The organism is Volucribacter psittacicida, assembly GCF_004339025.1.
Lineage (GTDB): Bacteria > Pseudomonadota > Gammaproteobacteria > Enterobacterales > Pasteurellaceae > Volucribacter > Volucribacter psittacicida.
On the sequence record NZ_SMFT01000006.1, the window covers coordinates 1 to 20,671 of the forward strand.

The following is a 20,671-nucleotide window of genomic DNA, read 5'->3' on the forward strand; positions in this document are numbered from 1 at the left end:
CAACAAGGGTTTTTTGTTATTTAATTTATACTTTTTCATAAAAATCCTCAAAACTTACCGCACTTTGTTTAAGAATGTTCTGATAAATATTTCTATTATTTCAAAGGTGGTGCAATCTTTTGAGAATTGGCACAAGAGTTTCAGTTTAGTACTAACACTATCCAGAGATAGAAAACCCTGAACAAAAGAAAGGTATTGTTAAACCTTATAAGACTGATAATTGGCTCCTCAAAGCCGATGTTGAAGCATATCCCGACGACTATCAATGGCACACAGCGTTTGGGTTGTAGCTAAAACGGCATTTGTACGGCTTTAAAAAGGCTAGGAATAACACGTAAAGACGTTAGTATATTCTTAAGCGGATACTGAAAAACGAAAGCCGTTTCTTAATGGGCTAAAGGCATTTAAAAAAGCAGGGAGAAAATCATTTATTTAGATGAGAGCGGCTTTAAAATACATGACAACAGACCCTATGGGTATGCTCAAAGAGGTAAGTCTTGTCTTAGCCAGTATAACTGGCAACTTAAAAACCAGAGCAATGTTGGCGCGCTGCTTAATCAACGGTTTTTTGTGGTGGGCTGTATGATTGCAGTATTAATAGCGATGTTTTTCATAGCTGGGTCAAACAGTTATTACTTCCGCAGCTTTCTGATAACAGTGTTATTGTGATGGATAATGCCACTTTTCATAAAGGTTCAGACACAAAAGCCTTGATAGAAGCAGCAGGACACACCATTCTCTGACTCTTAATCCAATAGAATATACTTGGACTTGGATAAAACAAAAACACAAAGCGTGGCGGTTAAATTGCATCGACCGTTTATTCTTTTATTTTATGTGGTTGCTTGGCGATTTTTAATGGGTTTTACTATAAAAAAGATATTTAATACGCCTATTCAATTGTGCCATTTTCATCTAGTGGCAATGGTGATGAGAAAATTAAGAAAAAACATCAATCTCAGGCTGGAAAGGAATTAAAAATCATTGTGAAAACCTTAAAAGGAAGCCAAAAACATGATTTCTTTCGTCGTTTGCATTATTGGTATTTAAAACATCAAGATTATTTGAATGAACGCTCAGAGAAATGCAATGAAAAAGATTATTTTCCTTATAAACATAAAGGGTTAAGTAAAAAGCGTAAGATTATGTTTATAAAGGATTTTTTAAATAAAAAGAGTTGCTAACAACTTGAGAAAATTATTATTGGCAACTATTTTGTCCACTTGAAAGCATAATGGGCAGATTAGCAACTATTTTGTCCATTACACCTTATTAGCAACCATTTTGTCCATTACACCTATTATTAATTTATTTTAATAGATACTAATGAGCCTCTTCCCAATTATCGCCTACGCCTACATCAACAATTAATGGAACGCTGAGTGTGGTGGCTTGTTCCATTAAAGATTGAATAAGTGCGGTATATTTTTCCACGAAATTTTCTTTTACTTCAAAAACAAGTTCATCATGCACTTGCATAATCATTTGGATATTGTCATCGTCTTGGGTTGCTTGATCAATGGCGATCATTGCACGTTTAATAATATCCGCTGCTGTCCCTTGCATTGGGGCATTGATAGCGACACGTTCCGCCCCTTTGCGGCGTAATCCATTACTTGAGTTAATATCAGGTAAATAAAGACGGCGACCGAATAGGGTTTCAACAAAGCCTTGTTGTTTGGCTTTTTGTTGAATATCCTGCATAAACTGTTGCACTTTGGGATAACGTTGAAAATAGCGATCCATATAGTCTTGTGCTTTTCCTCTTGGGATACCCAGTTGGCGAGCAAGTCCATAGGCACTCATACCATAAATTAACCCAAAATTAATGGCTTTGGCACTACGGCGTTGCTCACTGTTTACTTGCTCAAGAGGAATATCAAAAATTTCAGCGGCGGTAGAACGGTGAATATCTTTTCCCGCGGCAAAGGCGGAAGTTAGTCCCTCATCACCAGATAAATGTGCCATAATGCGTAATTCAATTTGCGAGTAATCTGCGGCGATAATTTTGTAACCTTGTTTGGCAATAAAAGCCTTGCGGATACGCCGTCCCTCTTCGTTACGAATAGGGATATTTTGTAAATTCGGATCGGAAGAAGATAAACGTCCTGTAATGGTAACCGCTTGATGGTAAGAGGTATGTACTCGCCCTGTATTAGCGTTAATCATTAAGGGGAGCTTGTCGGTATAGGTGGATTTGAGTTTACTTAGCCCTCGATGTTCAACCAAAATTTTGGGTAATTCGTGATCAAATGCTAACTCTTCTAACACTTCTTCATTGGTTGAAGGCGCACCTTTTGGTGTTTTCTTTAATATTGGTAAACCTAATTTTTCAAACAAAATTTCTTGTAATTGCTTGGTAGAGGCAAGGTTAAAGGGTTGCCCTGCGAGTTCATAGGCTTGTTGCTCAAGTGCGGTCAGTTTTTGGGAAATTTCTTGCGATTGTTTTGCCAAGGTATTGCCATCAATTAATACACCACGCTGTTCCATACGAGAGAGAACCCTTATCAGAGGCAATTCAATTTGCTGATAGAGTTCCAATAAACTTGGATAATCCGCTAATTTTTGCCAAAGGGTTTGGTGCAATTTCATGGTAATATCCGCATCTTCTGCGGCATACTCGCTGGCTTGCTCAATGGGAATTTGGTCAAAGGTAAGTTGTGCTTTGCCTTTACCAGCAATGGCTTCAAACGGAATGGTGTGATGTCCGAGATAGCGTTTTGCCAGCTCGTCCATATTATGTCGCCCTGTGCTATCTAATACATAGGACTCCATCATAGTATCAAAGGCAAAACCCTGCACGTGAATACCATAGCGTGCCAAAATGCTTAAATCATATTTGAAATTTTGTCCGATTTTCTTGATATCAGGATTGGTTAAAATAGGCGTTAAGGCTTGTAACGTTGCTTCAAGTTCTAATTGTTGTGGCGCACCAATATAGCTATGAGCAAGCGGTAAATAAGCCGCCTCGCCATTTTCTAAGGCAAAGGAAAGCCCAACTAAATTAGCGGACATATAATCTAAACTGTCAGTTTCAGTGTCTACCGCAATAAGACTTGCTTGTGCTAATTTATTTAACCATTCGTCAAGTTGCGTTGGTGTCAAAATGGTTTGATAGCCACTACGATCAATTTGTATATTGGCTATGCTCGCTGAGGAGGTTTGTGCGACTTGTTCCTCTTGATAAAGGTTATTTTGTTTATCACTTTGCTTACCGCTTAGCACCTCGTTAAGCCAACGTTTAAATTCATAATGCCCAAAATAGCGCACTAATTCATCATTATCTGGCTCGCCTAAGACTAATTCATTTGGGCGAATGGTTAGCGCCACGTCCGTTTTAATCGTGGCAAGGGCATAAGAAAGATCGGCATTTTGCTTTTCTGCCAATAATTTATCCCCTAATTTTTTTGCCCCACGAATAGGTAAATCTGCCACTTTATCTAAATTAGCATAAATCTCTGCCATAGAACCAATGCCTTGCAACAAAGCGAGAGCAGTTTTCTCGCCAACCCCCGCCACGCCAGGGATATTGTCTGCACTATCGCCCATTAATGCCAAATAATCAATGATTAATTCTGGCGGAATACCATATTTCTCTACGACCCCTTGCGGATCGAGTAAGCTGTTATTCATGGTGTTAATTAACATAATTTGCGGACTAACAAGCTGTGCCATATCCTTATCGCCAGTGGAAATAAGCACATTTTTTCCCTCTGCTACGGCTTGTAAGGCTAAGGTGCCAATCACATCATCAGCTTCAACCCCCTCCACCGATAATAAGGGAATACCTAAGGCTTTAATCATTTGGTGTAACGGCTGAATTTGCTGACGTAATTCATCAGGCATTGGTGGACGATGAGATTTATATTGCTCAAACATTTCATCACGAAAGGTTTTGCCTTTGGCATCAAAAACCACCGCAATATGGCTAGGCTCAACTTGGCTAATTAAACTTTTCAACATATTTAGTACACCATACATCGCCCCCGTCGGTTCGCCTAGGGAATTTGTGAGTGGTGGAAAAGCATGAAACGCACGATATAAATACGAAGAACCATCAACTAATACTAATGGGTTGTCTGCAATTTGGGTCATAATATTCTCAATAAAATTAGCTAAACTTGAGCTTATTATAGCGTAATTGTGGTGGGTTTTCATGGATTAGTCGTTTCAAGTTAAAATAAGACGTATCAACACAAAATTATGTTAAAGTGAAACAATTAGATTTGAGCTAGCTGACAAATTTGCCTAAAATAACCTTTTGATGATTTATTAGGATAAGATATGCTCAGCCCCAATCAAAAGCCTGAAAACAGCAATATGGTAATTTTTGCCTTATTATTTATGGCATTTTTAACCGGGATTGCTTCCTCTTTTCAGCTACCAACGTTGAGTTTATTTTTATCTCAGCAAATTCAAGTAACCCCCTTTTTAGTGGGGTTATTTTATGCAGTAAATGCCATAATGGGCATTTTAGTGAGCCAACTTTTGGCAAAATATTCCGACAAACAGCAGGATCGGCGGAAAATTCTGTTGTTTTGTTGTCTTGTTTCCATTGTCGGTTGTGTGATTTTTGCTTATTCCCGTAATTATTATGTTTTACTGTTTTTAGGCACATTATTAATGGGCTTAGGAGCCGCTGTTAATCCACAAACCTTTGCCTTTGCTAGAGAATATAACGAGAGCAATAAAAAAGAAAGTTTGATGTTTACTACCATTTTACGAGCACAAATTTCTTTGGCGTGGATTGTGGGACCGCCATTGTCTTTTAGTATTGCATTACATTGGGGCTTTGATTTTCTCTATTTAACCGCCGCATTGGCTTTTATGCTTTGTGCTATTTTAACCTTAACTATATTACCTCAGGTTTCTCGGCAACAAGTCAATATACAAACATCGCAAAATCTTTCCGTACAAAATGTGCGTAAAAGCACTCTTTATTTATTTTTAGTTTGCTTTTTAGCTTGGACTTGCAACAGTATGTATTTGATTAATATGCCATTATATGTTATTCATCAACTAGGCTTACCTGACAGTTTAGCTGGAATATTAATGGCAAGTGCCGCAGGATTAGAAATTCCTGTTATGTTATTGGCAGGCTATCTAACCAAATTTCTAGCTAAGAAAACCCTAATTTATTGTGCCATTATTGCAGGGCTGATTTTTTATATGGGCTTATTAATGGGAACACAGCCTTGGTGGCTAATCGGTTTACAACTTTTTAATGGTATTTTTATCGGTGTATTAGCCAGTATTGGTATGATTTATTTTCAAGATTTAATGCCACAACAAATGGGATCGGCAACCACTTTATTTACTAATGCCGCCAAAAGTAGCTGGATTTTAGGTGGACCTTTAGCTGGGATTATTACACAATTTTGGCATTATCAAACAGTATTTTATATTGCTATCGGCTTAATTCTGGTTGCATTGGTTTGTATGTGGAGAGTGCGTTCAGTTTGATGATTAAGGTTTTAAAAAATAATCAAAAAACCAACCGCTCTTTTCCACAATAAATGGTGGCGCGTTTTGGGCGAGTAAAGCCGACAAGGGTGAGGTTGCTTTGTTGTGCCATTTGTACTGCCAGATCAGTTACCGCCGAAATGGCGACTAACATTTCAATATGACAGCTAACGGTTTTTTGTACCATTTCATAACTGGCTCGGCTTGTGGTAAGAATAAAGCCTTTTGGCTGTTGATGTTGGGCGTGCCAGCCTAATAATTTATCCAATGCGACATGGCGTCCGACATCCTCTCGGATCGCTAATAATTTGCCTTGCGGATCAAAAAAGCCACAGGCGTGAGTTGCGCCTGTTTGTTGTCCTAATTGTTGTGCTTGCTCTAATTGCTGTAAACAATCATCAAAAAGCTGTAATTCTACCTGTAAAGTGTGGTCTAATTTGGGCAAATTTTTATATACTTGCTTAAGTTGTTCTGTGCCACAAATGCCACAGCCTGTGCGTCCAGCTAAGCTACGGCGATGTTGTTTTAATTGCATAAAACGGCGAGAGGAAAGCTCAATGTGAACTTCAATTCCCTGTTCTTTTTCTTGTATATCTAAACCATATATTTCTGAAGGCTGTTGGATAATGCCTTCGGCTAAGGAAAAACCTGTGGCAAAATCGCTTAATTGATGGGGGGTACACATCATTACCGTATGAGAAATGCCATTGTAAACAAGAGCAACAGGCACTTCTCTTGCAAGGGTATCTTTTTTTTCTTCTTCAATAATATCAATATTTGATGAAAAGAAATCATTATCATTTTGTGGTATGTTTGTTACTTTTTTGCAAAAACTAACCTTTAAATTTGTGATCAAAGTCAAATTTATCCTCAAAATTAAGCTGTATTCGTTATAGACAATTAATGAATAAATGTTATTCTACTGCACAATTTTAACACATTCTATTTATTGTGGTTAAGATTAGCGTTAAAATACGCCAACCTAACAGAATTTCGTTTTAATTATTAATGATTGAAACGATATTAATTTACGAATTTATTTAATACACTTTTTTCTACTCAACGTTAAAGGAGTCTCTATGCAGGTCACAAGAAGAAAGTTCTTTAAGATCTGTGCAGGAGGAATGGCGGGAACTTCAGCGGCAATGCTGGGATTAGCGCCTACGGAAGCCTTAGCAGCTCCCCGTTCCTATAAATTGTTGCGAGCCACTGAAACTCGTAATACCTGTACTTACTGTGCCGTTGGTTGCGGTATGCTGATGTATAGCTTAGGCGATCATGCGAGAAATACCAAAGGCAAACTTATCCATATTGAGGGCGATCCTGATCATCCTGTGAGTCGTGGGGCATTATGCCCAAAAGGGGCAGGGGCATTAGATTATGTGAATAGTCCTCGCCGTGTTAGATACCCAGAAGTGCGTGAAGCGGGATCTAATGAATGGAAACGCATTTCTTGGCACGAGGCGATTCAGCGTATTGCTAAGCATATGAAAGCCGATCGTGATGCCAATTTTATTGAGAAAAATGAACAAGGCACGACCATAAACCGTTGGATGACAACGGGTTTTTTAGCTGGCTCGGCTTGTAGTAATGAAACGGGTATTTTAACTCAAAAATGGGTTCGCTCTTTGGGGATTATTTTTACTGATAACCAAGCGAGTATTTGACACGGACCAACGGTAGCAAGTCTTGCTCCATCATTTGGTCGCGGTGCCATGACCAACCATTGGGTTGATATTCGAAATTCTGATTTAGTCATTGTTATGGGCGGTAACGCTGCTGAAGCACACCCTGTGGGTTTCCGCTGGGCTGTAGAAGCAAAAACCCATAATAATGCCAAAATTATGGTGGTTGATCCACGCTTTAACCGAACTGCGGCGGTGGCGGATATTTATATGCCAATTCGTCCAGGGACGGATATTGCTTTTTTATCAGGGGTAATTCGTTATTTATTAGAAAATGATCATATTCATCACGAATATGTTAAACATTACACCAATGCGACATTCTTGGTAAACGAAGACTTTGATTTTAATGAAGGCTTATTTACGGGGTATGATGAAGCAACACGCCGTTATGATCGTAGCACTTGGTCTTATCAGCTTGATGAAAATGGTCAAGCAAAACGTGATATGACCATGCAAGATCCTCGTTGTGTGATTAATTTATTAAAACAGCATGTTGCACGCTATACCCCTGAGATGGTGGAGCGTATTACTGGGACACCACAGCAAGAACATCTTAAATTCTGTGAAGAAATTGCCAAAACCGCTGCACCAGAAAAAGCGGCGACTTTCTTGTACGCATTAGGTTGGACACAACATACTGTTGGCTCACAAAATATCCGTACTATGGCAATGATCCAATTATTATTGGGTAATATTGGGGTTTCTGGTGGTGGCGTAAATGCGTTGCGTGGTCACTCTAATGTTCAGGGAATTACCGACTTGGGATTATTCCCACATATGTTGCCAGCTTATATTCCATTACCAACGGAAAATGATCTGAGTTTAGACAGTTTCTTAGCTCGTATTACGCCGAAAACCTTGCTAAAAGATCAAACTAACTATTGGCAAAATACACCGAAATTTATGGTAAGTATGCTCAAATCTTTCTTTGCTGATAAAGCAACCGCAGAGAATGGCTTTGGTTATGATTATTTACCAAAATTGCCAACGGGTGGTATGGATCAATTCCGTTATATTGAGGAAATGTACCAAGGCAAAGTTAATGGTTTCTTCTGTCAGGGTATGAACCCTATTGCCTCTTATCCAAACTCAGCTAAGATCATCAAAGCCTTAAGTAATCTTAAATATTTGGTGATTTGTGATCCATTAATTACGGATACCTCAGAGTTTTGGAAAAACTATGGCGAATTTAATGATGTCAAAACAGAGGATATTCAAACAGAAGTGTTCCGTTTACCAACCACTTGTTTTGCGGAAGAAGATGGCTCTATTGCCAACTCTGGGCGTTGGTTACAATGGCACTGGAAAGCCGCTGAACCACCAGCGGAAGCAAAAACCGATGGCGAGATTTTATCGGAATTACGGCAAGAATTGTTGCATTTATATCAACAAGATGACGGTGGTCGCCCAATATTGCGTGAGCAACTAGAAGCTATGAGCTGGAATTATGCTAATCCGCTTGAGCCAAAAGCAGAAGAAGTAGCAAAAGAAAATAATGGTTATGCCTTAGCAGATTTGTATGATAGTAACGGTAATTTGTTGCTGAAAAAGGGTCAATTACTGTCGAGTTTTGCTCAAATGCGTGATGACGGTACTACTTCTGGTGCTTGTTGGATTTATGCAGGGCAATGGACAGAACAGGGCAACCAAATGGCGAACCGTGATAATTCTGATCCATCAAACTTAGGGAATACCTTAGGTTGGGCGTTTGCTTGGCCAATGAACCGCCGTATTATCTATAACCGAGCTTCGGCGGATTTAGCGGGTAATCCTTGGAATCCAAAACGCCAATTAATCAAATGGAACGGCAAAAACTGGAATTATATTGATGTTGCAGATTATGGTACTGCACCACCAAATAGCCCAACCTTGCCATTTATTATGCAACCTGAGGGTACAGGCTGTTTATTTGTGCGTGAACGTATGGTGGACGGTCCATTCCCAGAGCATTATGAGCCAGTGGAAACACCAATCGGCACAAATCCATTACATCCACAGGTCATTTCAAGCCCAGTAGCTCGTGTGTTACCAAGTGATAAAATGGATTTAGGCACATCGGAAGAATTCCCTTATGTTGGTACAACATATCGTTTAACCGAACATTTCCATTATTGGACGAAAAACGTATTGCTTAATGTGATTGCACAACCTGAGCAATTTGTAGAAATTGGTGAACGATTAGCGGAAGAAAAAGGCATTAAACAAGGTGATATGGTTAAAGTTACTTCTAAACGTGGCTACATTAAAGCCGTTGCGGTGGTAACTAAACGTATTCGTCCGTTAATGTCTGATGGTAAACCGATTCACACTATTGGTATTCCTATTCACTGGGGTTTCTCTGGTATTAGTAAAAAAGGCTTTTTTGCCAATAATCTTACTGTGCGTGCTGGCGATGCCAATACACAAACACCAGAGTCAAAATGTATGTTAGTCAACATCGAGAAAGTGGGGGCATAATATGGGAACGGTACAATCGCAAAATATTATTAAATCATCGGCAACATCGGGGCTTACACCAGCACCAAGAGCCCGTGATTTCCAAGTTGAAGTAACCAAGTTAATTGATGTGACTACCTGTATAGGCTGTAAAGCCTGTCAGGTAGGTTGTTCCGAGTGGAATGATATTCGTACAGAACCACAATCCTGTGTGGGCGTGTATGATAATCCAGTGGATCTTGATGCCAAGGCTTGGACCGTTATGCGTTTTAACGAAGTGGAAGAAAATGAACGCTTAGAATGGTTAATCCGTAAAGATGGCTGTATGCACTGTACAGAACCGGGTTGTTTAAAATCTTGCCCTTCACCGGGAGCAATTATCCAATATGCCAATGGTATTGTGGATTTCCAATCGGATAAATGTATTGGCTGTGGTTATTGTATCGCAGGTTGTCCATTTAATATTCCTCGAATGAATCCAGAGGATAACCGAGTTTACAAATGTACGCTTTGTGTGGATCGGGTTACGGTTGGGCAAGAACCTGCTTGTGTCAAAACCTGTCCGACAGGGGCAATTCGTTTTGGTAGCAAAGAGGAAATGTTACATTACGGACAACAACGTGTGGAAGAACTCAAATCTCGTGGCTATCAAAATGCAGGGATTTATGATCCTGAAGGTGTTGGTGGTACACATGTCATTTATGTGTTACATCATGCAGACAAGCCTGAACTCTATTCTGGCTTACCAAAAGATCCGAAAATTGATCCAACCATTACATTATGGAAAGACGTATTAAAACCTGTTGCGGCAGTGGCAATGGGCGGTCTTATTCTTAGTGAAATTGCCCATTATGTGGGGATCGGCCCAAATAATGAGGAATTAGAGGGGCACGAGGCAGAAGACATTGAAATTGAGGTTGATGATAACCAACTCAATCAACAACAATATCAAAATGCGCAAAACTCAGGAGGTAAACATGACTAAAATTAAAATCAGTAATGATCGTAAAATCATTCGTCATCGTTTTCCTGCGAGAATTAGCCATTGGCTACTGGTTATCTGCTTCTTTACCACAGGATTATCGGGTCTAGCTTTCTTTTTCCCTGATTTTTCTTGGTTGACGGAAATTCTTGGTACACCACAGGTCGCGCGTTTTATCCACCCATTTACAGGGATTATTATGTTTATCGCCTTTATTAATCTCAGTTTAATTTATTGGCGACATAATATCCCTGAAAAAAATGACTGGGTATGGCTAAAAAATATTAAAGAAGTATTAAAAGGTAATGAACACGCTGTATCGGATAATGGCAAATATAATCTAGGGCAAAAAATGTTGTTCTGGACACTTATCCTTGCTATGACCACCTTATTGGTTACAGGTATTATTATGTGGCGACAATATTTCTCCCATAATTTTCCAATTCCCGTTATTCGTATTGCGATTTTACTCCATTCGGTTAGTGCATTTTTGCTTTTTACAGGCATTTTAGTGCATATGTACATGGCATTTTGGGTAAAAGGATCGATTCGCGGTATGGTAGAAGGTTGGGTAACCGTACGTTGGGCAAGAAAACATCACCCACGTTGGTTTAGAAATGAAGTATTACCAAAATTGGAAAAAGAAGTCATTGCCGAATACCAAGCCAAAAAACAGAATGAAGAAAACACTCATCATTAAGAGTCCATTATGAGTATAAAAATTTTACCTGAAAGTGAAATTGTAAAAAAAACGGGGCAAATTAAAGCCCCTCTATTACTTTTTGCTAATCCCAAAAATCTTTACCAACGGCGAGCTGAACGCCTAAGAAAATTAGCAATAGACAGCCCTTTTGCGGATTATTTATTATTTGCCGCAACTCTCGTTGATGCTCAACTAAAGGTCTTACAACAAAAGCCAATTTATGCTGAAAGTGTTAATATTCAACAACTTAGCACAGAACATCCCCTTGATGTAAACAAATGGCAACGTGATCCTATCTGGCGTGAGTTATTAATGGCAATTTTAGCAGAACTAAAAATAAGCCACCAAAATCAACAAATCTTATCCACTATTGAATGGTTAGAAAAAGCCTCAAACACTGAACTAGAACAGATGGCGGATCATTTGCTGGCGGCAAATTATGCTCAAGTTGAAGCAGATAAAGCGGTCTTTATTTGGGCAGCACTATCTTTATATTGGTTACAATTAACCCAATTCCTTTCCTCACATCAAGCTAAAGCAGAAAATGCAGACGGACTACATCTTTGCCCAGTATGCCACTCCTCCCCCACGGCAAGTGTTGTGCATTTTGGCTCAGCTCAAGGATTACGTTACTTACATTGTGCATTATGCGAAAGCGAATGGAATATGGTAAGAGTAAAATGCACAAATTGTGGTGATATGAAAGATCTCAGCTATTGGTCCATTGATAATGAATTTGCACCAGTCAAGGCTGAAAGCTGTGATCATTGCCATAGTTACATGAAAATTCTCTACCAAGAAAAAGATCCTCATGTAGAAGCAATCGCAGACGATCTTGCCAGTTTATTTCTAGATTCAGAAATGGAACAAAAAGGTTTTCTACGCAATGCAATTAATCCGTTTTTGTTTCCAGGGGAATAAATATAAGTCGTTCTTCTTTAAATAATACAGCGTTGGTACGCCTCTCACCGTACCACCTTGTCTCATTTTAAATTGAAACGCCGATATGCTTTCCTGCTCAATTTGTTAAACCTGCTAAAACATGCTATTTTACCGAGCTATCTTTTTGATTTATTTGCTAAAGGTTAATTATGACATTCTCATTTTCACGTTTTATCTTATTTCTAAAAGTGTTTTGGTATCGCTTTAATCAGAATAATTTACCTCAAGCGGCGGGCTATTTAACTTATAGTACAACCTTAGCGATTGTGCCTTTGATTATGGTGGTTTTTGCCATTTTTGCTGCTTTCCCCGTTTTTCAAGAGGTGACTGAAGCATTAAAACAATTTATTTACACTAATTTTGCCCCTTCTGCAGGTGATGTGGTGGGCGAATATGTGGATCAATTCGTACAAAACTCTAAACAAATGAGTGCGGTGGGGATTATTGGTTTGGTGGTAGTGGCATTAATGTTAATGCGTTCTATTGATGGGACTTTAAATGGCATTTGGCAAAGTAGTAAACCTCGCTCGGTGGTGTTTTCCTTTGCGATTTATTGGACGATTCTTACTATTGGACCTTTATTTGCGGGGGCGAGTATCGGGGTAAGTTCTTATTTATCTGCTTATTTAGCCGATTTAGGGGAAGGGATTAAATTGCCTTTTGGTTTGAAAATTCTGAGTTTTTTACCGTTTTTACTGACTTGGCTAGCCTTTTCGGTCATTTATATGATTGTGCCAAATACCAAAGTCAGCTTTAAACACGCCAGTATTGGTGCCTTAGTGGCAGCCATTTTCTTTACCTTAGGTAAAGCGGCGTTTGCTTGGTATATTGCGACTTTTCCTTCTTATCAATTAATTTATGGTGCCATGGCAACCTTGCCGATTATGTTGTTATGGATTCAATTAAGTTGGACGTTTGTGTTGCTTGGGGCACAGCTTACTGCCGTATTACAGGATTTAAAATCTATTCATCTTGGTGATAGTGATGAATTGTTGGAACAAATTAACCCTCGTAAGGAAGAGCTATGATTGGATTAATTCAACGTGTTCGTCAGGCTAAGGTTGAAGTCGCTGGTCAGATTGTAGGGCAAATTGAGCAGGGGTTATTGGTGCTTTTAGGCGTTGAACAAGGCGATGATCAAGCAAAGGCGAATCGTTTATTAGACAAAGTATTAAATTATCGTGTTTTTAGTGATGATGCAGGCAAAATGAATCTCAATGTTCAACAAGTAGGTGGGCAATTATTGGTAGTGTCGCAATTTACCTTGGTGGCAGATACACAAAAAGGTTTACGCCCAAGTTTCTCAAAAGGCGCAACACCGCAGGAGGCGGAGCAACTTTATCATTATTTTGTGCAACAAGCTCAGCAAAAAATTACCACACAAACGGGGCAATTTGCGGCGGATATGCAAGTCTCTTTGCAAAATGATGGGCCAGTGACGTTTTGGTTACAGGTGTAAACCTATTTGGCGAAAACGCGTATTTTTATGGTAGAATAAACCCAACTTTATAGAGATGATTTTATTGATATTTAAAAATGACATTTATCTCTATGAAATATAAATAATTTTTAATCGTTTTGCGATTTATCTCTTTTTAAAACAACCAGCCGTTTGGTTGTTTTTGTTTTTTTATATTCACAAAATAACATTTATTCACTTTGCAGATATGTGAAATAAATGTTTATTGGTTTGCTGATGTTATTGAAATCAAGATCAAAAATAGTCGGATTTCAATTTCACTAAGCATAATAAAAAGAAGGATATTAATATGACTTTTAATACATATGAAACCTTAGCATTAGCTTGTTTTGTACTCTTACTTGGTTATTTTTTGGTTAAACGTATTCATTTTTTAGATGCGTTCAATATTCCTGAACCCGTTGTAGGGGGATTTATTGTGGCATTGTGCTTGACTATTGCTTACCAAATATGGGGAGTTAGCTTTAATTTTGATACAGATTTACAGCGTAGTATGATGCTGGTTTTCTTTAGTTCCATTGGTTTGAGTGCGAATTTTGCCCGTTTAATTAAAGGGGGAAAACCTTTGGTGATCTTCCTCTTTGTTTGTGCATTATTTATTGTGGTGCAAAATACAATCGGTATTTTCTCGGCAATGACATTGGATATTGATCCCGCCTATGGGCTGATTGCAGGCTCTATTACCTTAGTGGGGGGACATGGAACGGGAGCGGCTTGGGCAGAAACCTTGACTAACCGTTTTGGAATTTCGAGTGCTTTAGAATTAGCCATGGCTTGTGCAACCTTTGGTTTGGTCTTTGGTGGTATTCTTGGTGGGCCAGTGGCAAGTTTCTTATTAAAAAGAATGCACAAGGAACAAATTCCAGAGCCTGATGAAGATACCAATGATGTGGAAGAAGCCTTTGAGCGTCCAAAATATCGCCGTAAAGTGAATGTACGTTCAGTCATTGAAACCATTGCTATGTTGTCAGTGTGTTTATTGGTTGGACAACAAATTGATGCTTGGACCACAGGAACGATAGTACAACTTCCTACCTATGTTTGGTGTTTATTAGTGGGAACCATTATCCGTAATAGCCTTGTGCATATTGCGAAGTTTAAAGTGGCTGATGAAGCCATTGATGTACTAGGAACGGTGGGATTGTCTTTATTCCTTGCTATTGCATTAATGTCCTTAAAACTTTGGGAGTTAGCAGGGTTAGCCTTGCCTGTATTGGTGATTTTGTTAATTCAAGTGGCGGTGATGGCATTGTTTGCAATTTTTGTTACCTATCGTGTTATGGGCAAAGATTATGATGCGGTGGTATTGAGTGCAGGACATTGTGGATTTGGTTTAGGGGCAACCCCTACCGCCATTGCCAATATGCAAGCGGTAACCTCACATTATGGCCCTTCACATAAGGCATTTTTGATTGTGCCAATGGTTGGTGCGTTTTTTATTGATTTGATTAATAATATTTTTGTGAATGTTTTTTCTGAAGTGATTGCTTATTTGCATTAGTTTCTGATGATTTCTCAATTTTAAGTGCGGTGGGTTTTTGAAAAATTTTTTTAAAACTGACCGCACTTCATTGAAAAATAAAAAAGCTATTTTCTTAACTTAACCTGTTCAACCGTATGATTTTTTCCTTTGGTTAAAATTAAATTAGCCCGTTCGCGGGTAGGTAAAATATTTTCTCGTAAATTCAAACCATTAATGGTTTCCCAAATGTGTTCCGCAATATGAATTGCCTCTGATTCAGATAAAGACGCATAATGCTTAAAATAAGAATTAGGATCAGCAAATGCACTTTGGCGAAATTTCAAAAAGCGATGGATATACCAGCTTTTTAGCAGTTGTTCATCGGCATCAACATAAATAGAAAAATCCACAAAATCCGAGACAAAAGGTTTATTGGATTTATCGTGGCTTACTTGCAAGACATTTAGCCCCTCTAAAATCAGAATATCGGGTTGATCAATGATATTGTATTCATCAGGGATGATATCGTAGGTTAGATGAGAGTAAATAGGCACTTTCAAGGCGGGTTTGCCCGATTTTAAATCTGCCATAAACTGAATAAGTTTAGGCGTATCATAGGAAACAGGAAAGCCTTTTTTATCTAAAATATTACGTTGTTTTAAGGTGTTAAGGGGATGTAAAAAGCCATCGGTAGTAATAAGTTCTACCTGTCTTAAACGCGGCCATTGTGATAATAAGGATTGTAAGATACGTGCAGAGGTGCTTTTTCCCACAGCCACACTGCCTGTAATACTAATCACATAAGGGACTTTATTTTTTTCTATGCCTAGAAAACGGTTTAAGACCGTTTGACGGCGAATATTTTCTTCTATGTAGTAATTAATCAGGCGTGCTAAAGGTAAATAAATGGTACTGACTTCATCAAGTGCCAATTCTTCATTAAAGCCAAGTAGAGGTTTTAAGTCCTGTTCTGTAAGTTGTAAAGGAACAGATTTGCGTAATTCTGCCCATTGTTGACGATTAAATTGTAAAAATGGACTTGTTTGTGAACAAGTCTGAAGAGAGTTAGGGTTTATCACAATAATTTTCGCTTAATTCAAGTATAGTCGTCCCACTTTAAAATAATACAGCGTTGATACGCCTCGCCTTATTTTAAATTGAAACGACTATATTTTTAACCAGAAAGTGCGGTCAAATATACAATATATTTTGTGTGGATAGGACAAAAAAATGGTTTTTTATGGAAAAATGTGCAGTTTTTGGATGATTATTAGGCGAATAATAAAAAAATCACTTTTTTTTATAAAAAAGGCTTGTCAGCCATAAAAATTTCCCTATAATACGCCTCACTTGCTTACGACGCCGACTTAGCTCAGTAGGTAGAGCAACTGACTTGTAATCAGTAGGTCACCAGTTCGATTCCGGTAGTCGGCACCATTAAGCGTAACCAAGTTTTTAACGTGGAGGGATTCCCGAGCGGCCAAAGGGAGCAGACTGTAAATCTGCCGGCTCAGCCTTCGAAGGTTCGAATCCTTCTCCCTCCACCATTTTATATCTGATGGGACAGATGAATTGAGAACGCGGGCATCGTATAATGGCTATTACCTTAGCCTTCCAAGCTAAAGATGCGGGTTCGATTCCCGCTGCCCGCTCCAAAGCGCTGATATAGCTCAGTCGGTAGAGCGCATCCTTGGTAAGGATGAGGTCGGCAGTTCGATTCTGCCTATCAGCACCACCTCAGCATTTCATAATCTCTTCAGAATAAATAAACAGTTTCTATTAACTAGGGTTAATGTGGGATAAACCACGTTTGTAACCATATTTGTTTAGAGGAATTCTCAATGTCTAAAGAAAAATTTGAACGTACAAAACCGCACGTTAATGTGGGTACAATCGGCCACGTTGACCATGGTAAAACAACTTTAACTGCAGCAATTACCACAGTATTAGCGAAACATTATGGTGGTGCTGCTCGTGCATTCGATCAAATTGATAATGCACCAGAAGAAAAAGCACGTGGTATTACTATCAATACTTCACACGTAGAATATGATACTCCAACTCGTCACTATGCACACGTTGACTGCCCAGGACACGCGGACTATGTTAAAAACATGATCACTGGTGCGGCACAAATGGACGGCGCTATCTTAGTGGTAGCCGCAACAGACGGTCCTATGCCACAAACTCGTGAGCATATCCTTTTAGGTCGCCAAGTAGGTGTACCATACATCATCGTATTCTTAAACAAATGTGATATGGTTGATGATGAAGAGTTATTAGAATTAGTTGAAATGGAAGTGCGTGAGCTTCTTTCTCAATATGATTTCCCAGGTGATGATACCCCAATCGTACGCGGTTCAGCATTAAAAGCCTTAGAAGGCGATGCAGCGTGGGAAGAAAAAATTCTTGAATTAGCAGGTCACTTAGACAGCTATATCCCAGAGCCAGAGCGTGCAATCGATCAACCATTCTTATTACCAATTGAAGACGTGTTCTCAATTTCAGGTCGTGGTACCGTAGTAACAGGTCGTGTAGAGCGTGGTATTATCCGCACTGGTGATGAAGTGGAAATTGTTGGTATCAAACCAACCACCAAAACAACCGTAACAGGTGTTGAAATGTTCCGTAAATTATTAGACGAAGGTCGTGCGGGTGAGAACATTGGTGCGTTATTACGTGGTACTAAACGTGAAGAGATCGAACGTGGTCAAGTATTAGCGAAACCAGGTTCAATCACACCACACACAGACTTTGAATCAGAAGTTTACGTATTATCAAAAGAAGAAGGCGGTCGTCATACTCCATTCTTCAAAGGTTACCGTCCACAATTCTATTTCCGTACTACTGACGTAACAGGTACAATCGAGTTACCAGAAGGCGTGGAAATGGTAATGCCAGGCGATAACATCAAAATGACAGTAAGTCTAATTCACCCAATCGCGATGGACCAAGGTTTACGCTTTGCGATTCGTGAAGGTGGTCGTACAGTAGGTGCGGGTGTTGTTGCTAAAATTATCAAATAATTGATTGTAACAAGCAATGTAAGAAGGGTATCGTAGGATACCCTTTTTTATCATTGATGATAAATTCTGGAAAAAGCCATAAAGATCCTTAGAATTTAATATGCAATATTAAAATAAAATGCTACAATCTTGCGTTCGCGAGAATACCTATTTTTTATTTCATTGATGGGTTAATTATGAGTCAAAATATTGTCGATAAAAAGAAGAATCATCATGAAGATGATAAGACAAAAAGCCGTGCTTTAAATTCATTTTTATGGATTATTGTTGCTTTGGTCGTTGCTGTGGCGGCTTTAGGTAATGTCTATTTTACAGATGAAATTTCTACATCTATCCGTGTTGTTGCAATTATTGTTCTATTAGTAATTGCATTAGGACTGGTTGCTGTAACTAATCAAGGAAGAAAAGCCTTGGGCTTTTTCAAAGAGTCTAAAATAGAATTACGTAAAATTGTTTGGCCTACGCGTCAAGAAGCAACACAAACGACGTTAATCGTTATGGCAGTAACAGTGGTGGTTGCTTTGGTCTTGTGGGGGCTAGATTCCATTGTTATGTCTATCATTACTTTTTTAACTGATTTGAGGTTCTAATATGACAGAAAATGCACCAAAAAAACGCTGGTATGTGTTGCAGGCTTTTTCTGGTTTTGAAAACCGAGTAGCCACAATTTTACGCGAATATATTAAGCAGCAACAGATGGAAGAATACTTTGGTGAAGTATTAGTACCCGTTGAAGAAGTGGTTGAGAATGTTGCGGGAAAACGTCGTAAAAGTGAGCGTAAATTCTTTCCGGGTTATGTATTAGTGCAAATGGAAATGAATGATTATACTTGGCAATTAGTGCGCAGTGTGCCTAATACTATGGGCTTTATTGGTGGAACACCAGATAAACCTGCCCCAATTAGTAATCGTGAAGCAGAGCATATTTTAAATAGTTTACAACAAAAAGGCGATAAACCTAGACATAAAACCACATTTCAGCCGGGCGAAGAAGTGCGTGTTAAAGAAGGTCCATTTATGGATTTCAATGGTACCGTGGAAGAAGTGGATTACGAAAAAGGTCGCGTGAAAGTGTCTGTTTCTATTTTTGGTCGAGCCACGCCAGTGGAATTAGAGTTTTCTCAAGTGGAAAAACTTATTTAAAATAGACCGCACTTTTATCAGAATTTGTTAAGCCCAGTGAATCGATATGATGAATTGGGCTTGCTATTGTGGCTGTATTTGATAGAATACCGCCTCTTTTCTTGAGATAAGTGAGATTTTCTCACTGTTAATACTAGTCAGATAGTTAATCTATCTTAACATGGGGAGCCGAAAGGCGTTATTACCCAACAAAAGGAAATTAAAATGGCAAAAAAAGTACAAGCCTACATTAAGTTGCAAGTTGCAGCAGGTATGGCAAACCCTTCACCACCAGTTGGTCCTGCATTAGGTCAACAAGGTGTTAATATCATGGAATTCTGTAAAGCGTTTAATGCGCGTACAGAGAGCTTAGAAAAAGGCTTACCAATTCCTGTGGTTATCACTGTATATGCAGATCGTTCATTTACCTTTATTACCAAAACTCCACCAGCGGCAGTACTATTGAAAAAAGCGGCAGGTATCAAATCAGGTTCTGGTAAACCAAATAAAGATAAAGTAGGTAAAGTTACTCAAGCTCAAATTCGCGAAATTGCTGAAACTAAAGCAGCGGATATGACGGGTGCAACGATTGAAACAAAAATGAAATCTATTGAAGGTACTGCACGTTCAATGGGTTTAGTGGTGGAGGACTAATCAATGGCTAAACTAACTAAACGCATGAAAGCAATTAAAGCAGGCGTTGATTCAACCAAAAACTACGAAATCAATGAAGCAATCGCAGTATTAAAACAATTTGCTACAGCAAAATTTAATGAAAGTGTTGATGTTGCAGTAAATTTAGGTATTGACGCACGTAAATCAGATCAAAATGTGCGTGGTGCAACAGTTCTTCCACATGGTACAGGTCGTTCAGTGCGTGTTGCGGTATTTACTTCAAATGTTGAAGCTGCAAAAGAAGCTGGTGCTGATTTAGTGGGTATGGAAGATCTTGCTGAGCAAGTGAAAAAAGGCGAAATGAATTTTGACGTTGTTATCGCTTCTCCAGATGCAATGCGTGTGGTAGGACAGTTAGGTCAAATTTTAGGTCCTCGTGGTTTAATGCCAAACCCGAAAGTCGGTACAGTAACCCCTAACGTAGCAGAAGCAGTAAAAAATGCAAAATCTGGTCAGGTTCGTTATCGTAACGATAAAAATGGTATTATCCATACTACTATCGGTAAAGTTGACTTCTCTGCAGATCAATTAAAAGAAAACTTACAGGCTTTATTAGCAGCTTTAGTGAAAGCAAAACCAGCTTCCGCAAAAGGTGTTTATATTAAGAAAGTAAGTATTTCTACTACCCAAGGCGCGGGTGTTGCCGTAGATCAAACAAGTTTATAATCCATAGACTTTACAAGGGCATAAAA

Annotated in this window: 18 protein-coding genes and 4 tRNA genes; 19 read left to right on the forward strand and 3 right to left on the reverse strand. The window is 38.9% G+C overall.

The window, feature by feature from the left end:
• Window positions 1–593 precede the first annotated feature (593 nt).
• Window positions 594–743 (forward strand): transposase, encoded by a 150-nt coding sequence (locus tag EV694_RS11140; protein WP_424580065.1) that lies wholly within the window; start codon window positions 594–596, stop codon window positions 741–743.
• A gap of 159 nt (window positions 744–902) precedes the next feature.
• Complete coding sequence (locus tag EV694_RS09700) at window positions 903–1,184, forward strand: hypothetical protein (RefSeq protein ID WP_424580063.1); 282 nt, start codon at window positions 903–905, stop codon at window positions 1,182–1,184.
• 139 nt (window positions 1,185–1,323) lie between these two features.
• Here the strand turns inward: EV694_RS09700 and polA are convergent, their stop codons facing one another.
• On the reverse strand, window positions 1,324–4,095 hold the full coding sequence (gene polA, locus EV694_RS09705; protein ID WP_132691991.1) for a DNA polymerase I: 2,772 nt from the start codon (window positions 4,093–4,095) through the stop codon (window positions 1,324–1,326).
• Between the two features lie 189 nt (window positions 4,096–4,284).
• Here polA and EV694_RS09710 point away from each other — a divergent pair, with 189 nt between their 5' ends.
• Complete coding sequence (locus tag EV694_RS09710) at window positions 4,285–5,463, forward strand: MFS transporter (RefSeq protein ID WP_132691993.1); 1,179 nt, start codon at window positions 4,285–4,287, stop codon at window positions 5,461–5,463.
• A gap of 22 nt (window positions 5,464–5,485) precedes the next feature.
• Here the strand turns inward: EV694_RS09710 and fdhD are convergent, their stop codons facing one another.
• Complete coding sequence (fdhD, locus tag EV694_RS09715) at window positions 5,486–6,325, reverse strand: formate dehydrogenase accessory sulfurtransferase FdhD (protein ID WP_132691995.1); 840 nt, start codon at window positions 6,323–6,325, stop codon at window positions 5,486–5,488.
• Window positions 6,326–6,542: 217 nt separating this feature from the next.
• Between fdhD and fdnG the strand changes: the two genes are divergently transcribed.
• The 7 genes from fdnG to gltS all read left to right on the forward strand — a co-directional run bounded on the left by fdnG (window position 6,543) and on the right by gltS (window position 15,195).
• Window positions 6,543–9,608 carry a formate dehydrogenase-N subunit alpha gene (fdnG, locus tag EV694_RS09725; protein ID WP_165865519.1) on the forward strand — a complete coding sequence of 1,022 codons (3,066 nt, stop codon included), beginning with the start codon at window positions 6,543–6,545 and terminating at the stop codon, window positions 9,606–9,608.
• A gap of 1 nt (window position 9,609) precedes the next feature.
• Window positions 9,610–10,572 carry a formate dehydrogenase subunit beta gene (fdxH, locus tag EV694_RS09730; RefSeq protein WP_132692001.1) on the forward strand — a complete coding sequence of 321 codons (963 nt, stop codon included), beginning with the start codon at window positions 9,610–9,612 and terminating at the stop codon, window positions 10,570–10,572.
• Complete coding sequence (locus EV694_RS09735; RefSeq protein ID WP_132692003.1) at window positions 10,565–11,269, forward strand: formate dehydrogenase subunit gamma; 705 nt, start codon at window positions 10,565–10,567, stop codon at window positions 11,267–11,269. The genes fdxH and EV694_RS09735 overlap by 8 nt, the downstream gene beginning before the upstream one ends.
• Before the next feature lie 9 nt (window positions 11,270–11,278).
• Complete coding sequence (gene fdhE, locus EV694_RS09740) at window positions 11,279–12,193, forward strand: formate dehydrogenase accessory protein FdhE (protein ID WP_132692005.1); 915 nt, start codon at window positions 11,279–11,281, stop codon at window positions 12,191–12,193.
• Window positions 12,194–12,363: 170 nt separating this feature from the next.
• A complete protein-coding gene (locus EV694_RS09745) occupies window positions 12,364–13,242 on the forward strand; it encodes a virulence factor BrkB family protein (RefSeq protein ID WP_132692007.1) in 879 nt (292 codons plus the stop codon).
• Window positions 13,239–13,673, forward strand: coding sequence for a D-aminoacyl-tRNA deacylase (gene dtd / locus EV694_RS09750; RefSeq protein ID WP_132692009.1), 435 nt, complete (start codon window positions 13,239–13,241; stop codon window positions 13,671–13,673). Before EV694_RS09745 ends, dtd begins: the two co-directional genes overlap by 4 nt.
• 310 nt (window positions 13,674–13,983) lie before the next feature.
• The gene (gene gltS / locus EV694_RS09755) at window positions 13,984–15,195 is read left to right on the forward strand and encodes a sodium/glutamate symporter (RefSeq protein WP_132692011.1); all 1,212 of its coding nucleotides are present in this window, start codon (window positions 13,984–13,986) and stop codon (window positions 15,193–15,195) included.
• Window positions 15,196–15,281: 86 nt separating this feature from the next.
• Here gltS and coaA read toward each other — a convergent pair whose 3' ends face one another.
• Entirely contained in the window at window positions 15,282–16,232 is a 951-nt protein-coding gene (gene coaA, locus EV694_RS09760; protein WP_132692173.1) for a type I pantothenate kinase, read from the reverse strand.
• Between the two features lie 285 nt (window positions 16,233–16,517).
• On the opposite strand from coaA, the gene EV694_RS09765 reads away from it, so the two are divergent.
• The 9 genes from EV694_RS09765 (at window position 16,518) to rplA (ending at window position 20,645) form a co-directional block, all read left to right on the forward strand.
• Window positions 16,518–16,593: transfer RNA gene (locus EV694_RS09765), tRNA-Thr, on the forward strand.
• 25 nt (window positions 16,594–16,618) lie between these two features.
• Window positions 16,619–16,703 (forward strand) — tRNA-Tyr (locus EV694_RS09770).
• Window positions 16,704–16,736: 33 nt separating this feature from the next.
• Window positions 16,737–16,811, forward strand: a tRNA-Gly gene (locus tag EV694_RS09775).
• Between the two features lie 4 nt (window positions 16,812–16,815).
• A tRNA-Thr gene (locus EV694_RS09780) sits at window positions 16,816–16,891 on the forward strand.
• 106 nt (window positions 16,892–16,997) lie between these two features.
• Complete coding sequence (gene tuf / locus EV694_RS09785; RefSeq protein WP_132691845.1) at window positions 16,998–18,182, forward strand: elongation factor Tu; 1,185 nt, start codon at window positions 16,998–17,000, stop codon at window positions 18,180–18,182.
• A gap of 176 nt (window positions 18,183–18,358) precedes the next feature.
• The gene (secE, locus tag EV694_RS09790; RefSeq protein ID WP_132692013.1) at window positions 18,359–18,772 is read left to right on the forward strand and encodes a preprotein translocase subunit SecE; all 414 of its coding nucleotides are present in this window, start codon (window positions 18,359–18,361) and stop codon (window positions 18,770–18,772) included.
• Window position 18,773: 1 nt separating this feature from the next.
• Window positions 18,774–19,325: a transcription termination/antitermination protein NusG gene (gene nusG / locus EV694_RS09795; RefSeq protein ID WP_132692015.1), complete on the forward strand. Its 552-nt coding sequence runs from the start codon at window positions 18,774–18,776 to the stop codon at window positions 19,323–19,325.
• A gap of 204 nt (window positions 19,326–19,529) precedes the next feature.
• The gene (gene rplK, locus EV694_RS09800) at window positions 19,530–19,958 is read left to right on the forward strand and encodes a 50S ribosomal protein L11 (protein ID WP_132692017.1); all 429 of its coding nucleotides are present in this window, start codon (window positions 19,530–19,532) and stop codon (window positions 19,956–19,958) included.
• Between the two features lie 3 nt (window positions 19,959–19,961).
• Entirely contained in the window at window positions 19,962–20,645 is a 684-nt protein-coding gene (gene rplA / locus EV694_RS09805; protein ID WP_132692019.1) for a 50S ribosomal protein L1, read from the forward strand.
• Window positions 20,646–20,671 lie beyond the last annotated feature (26 nt).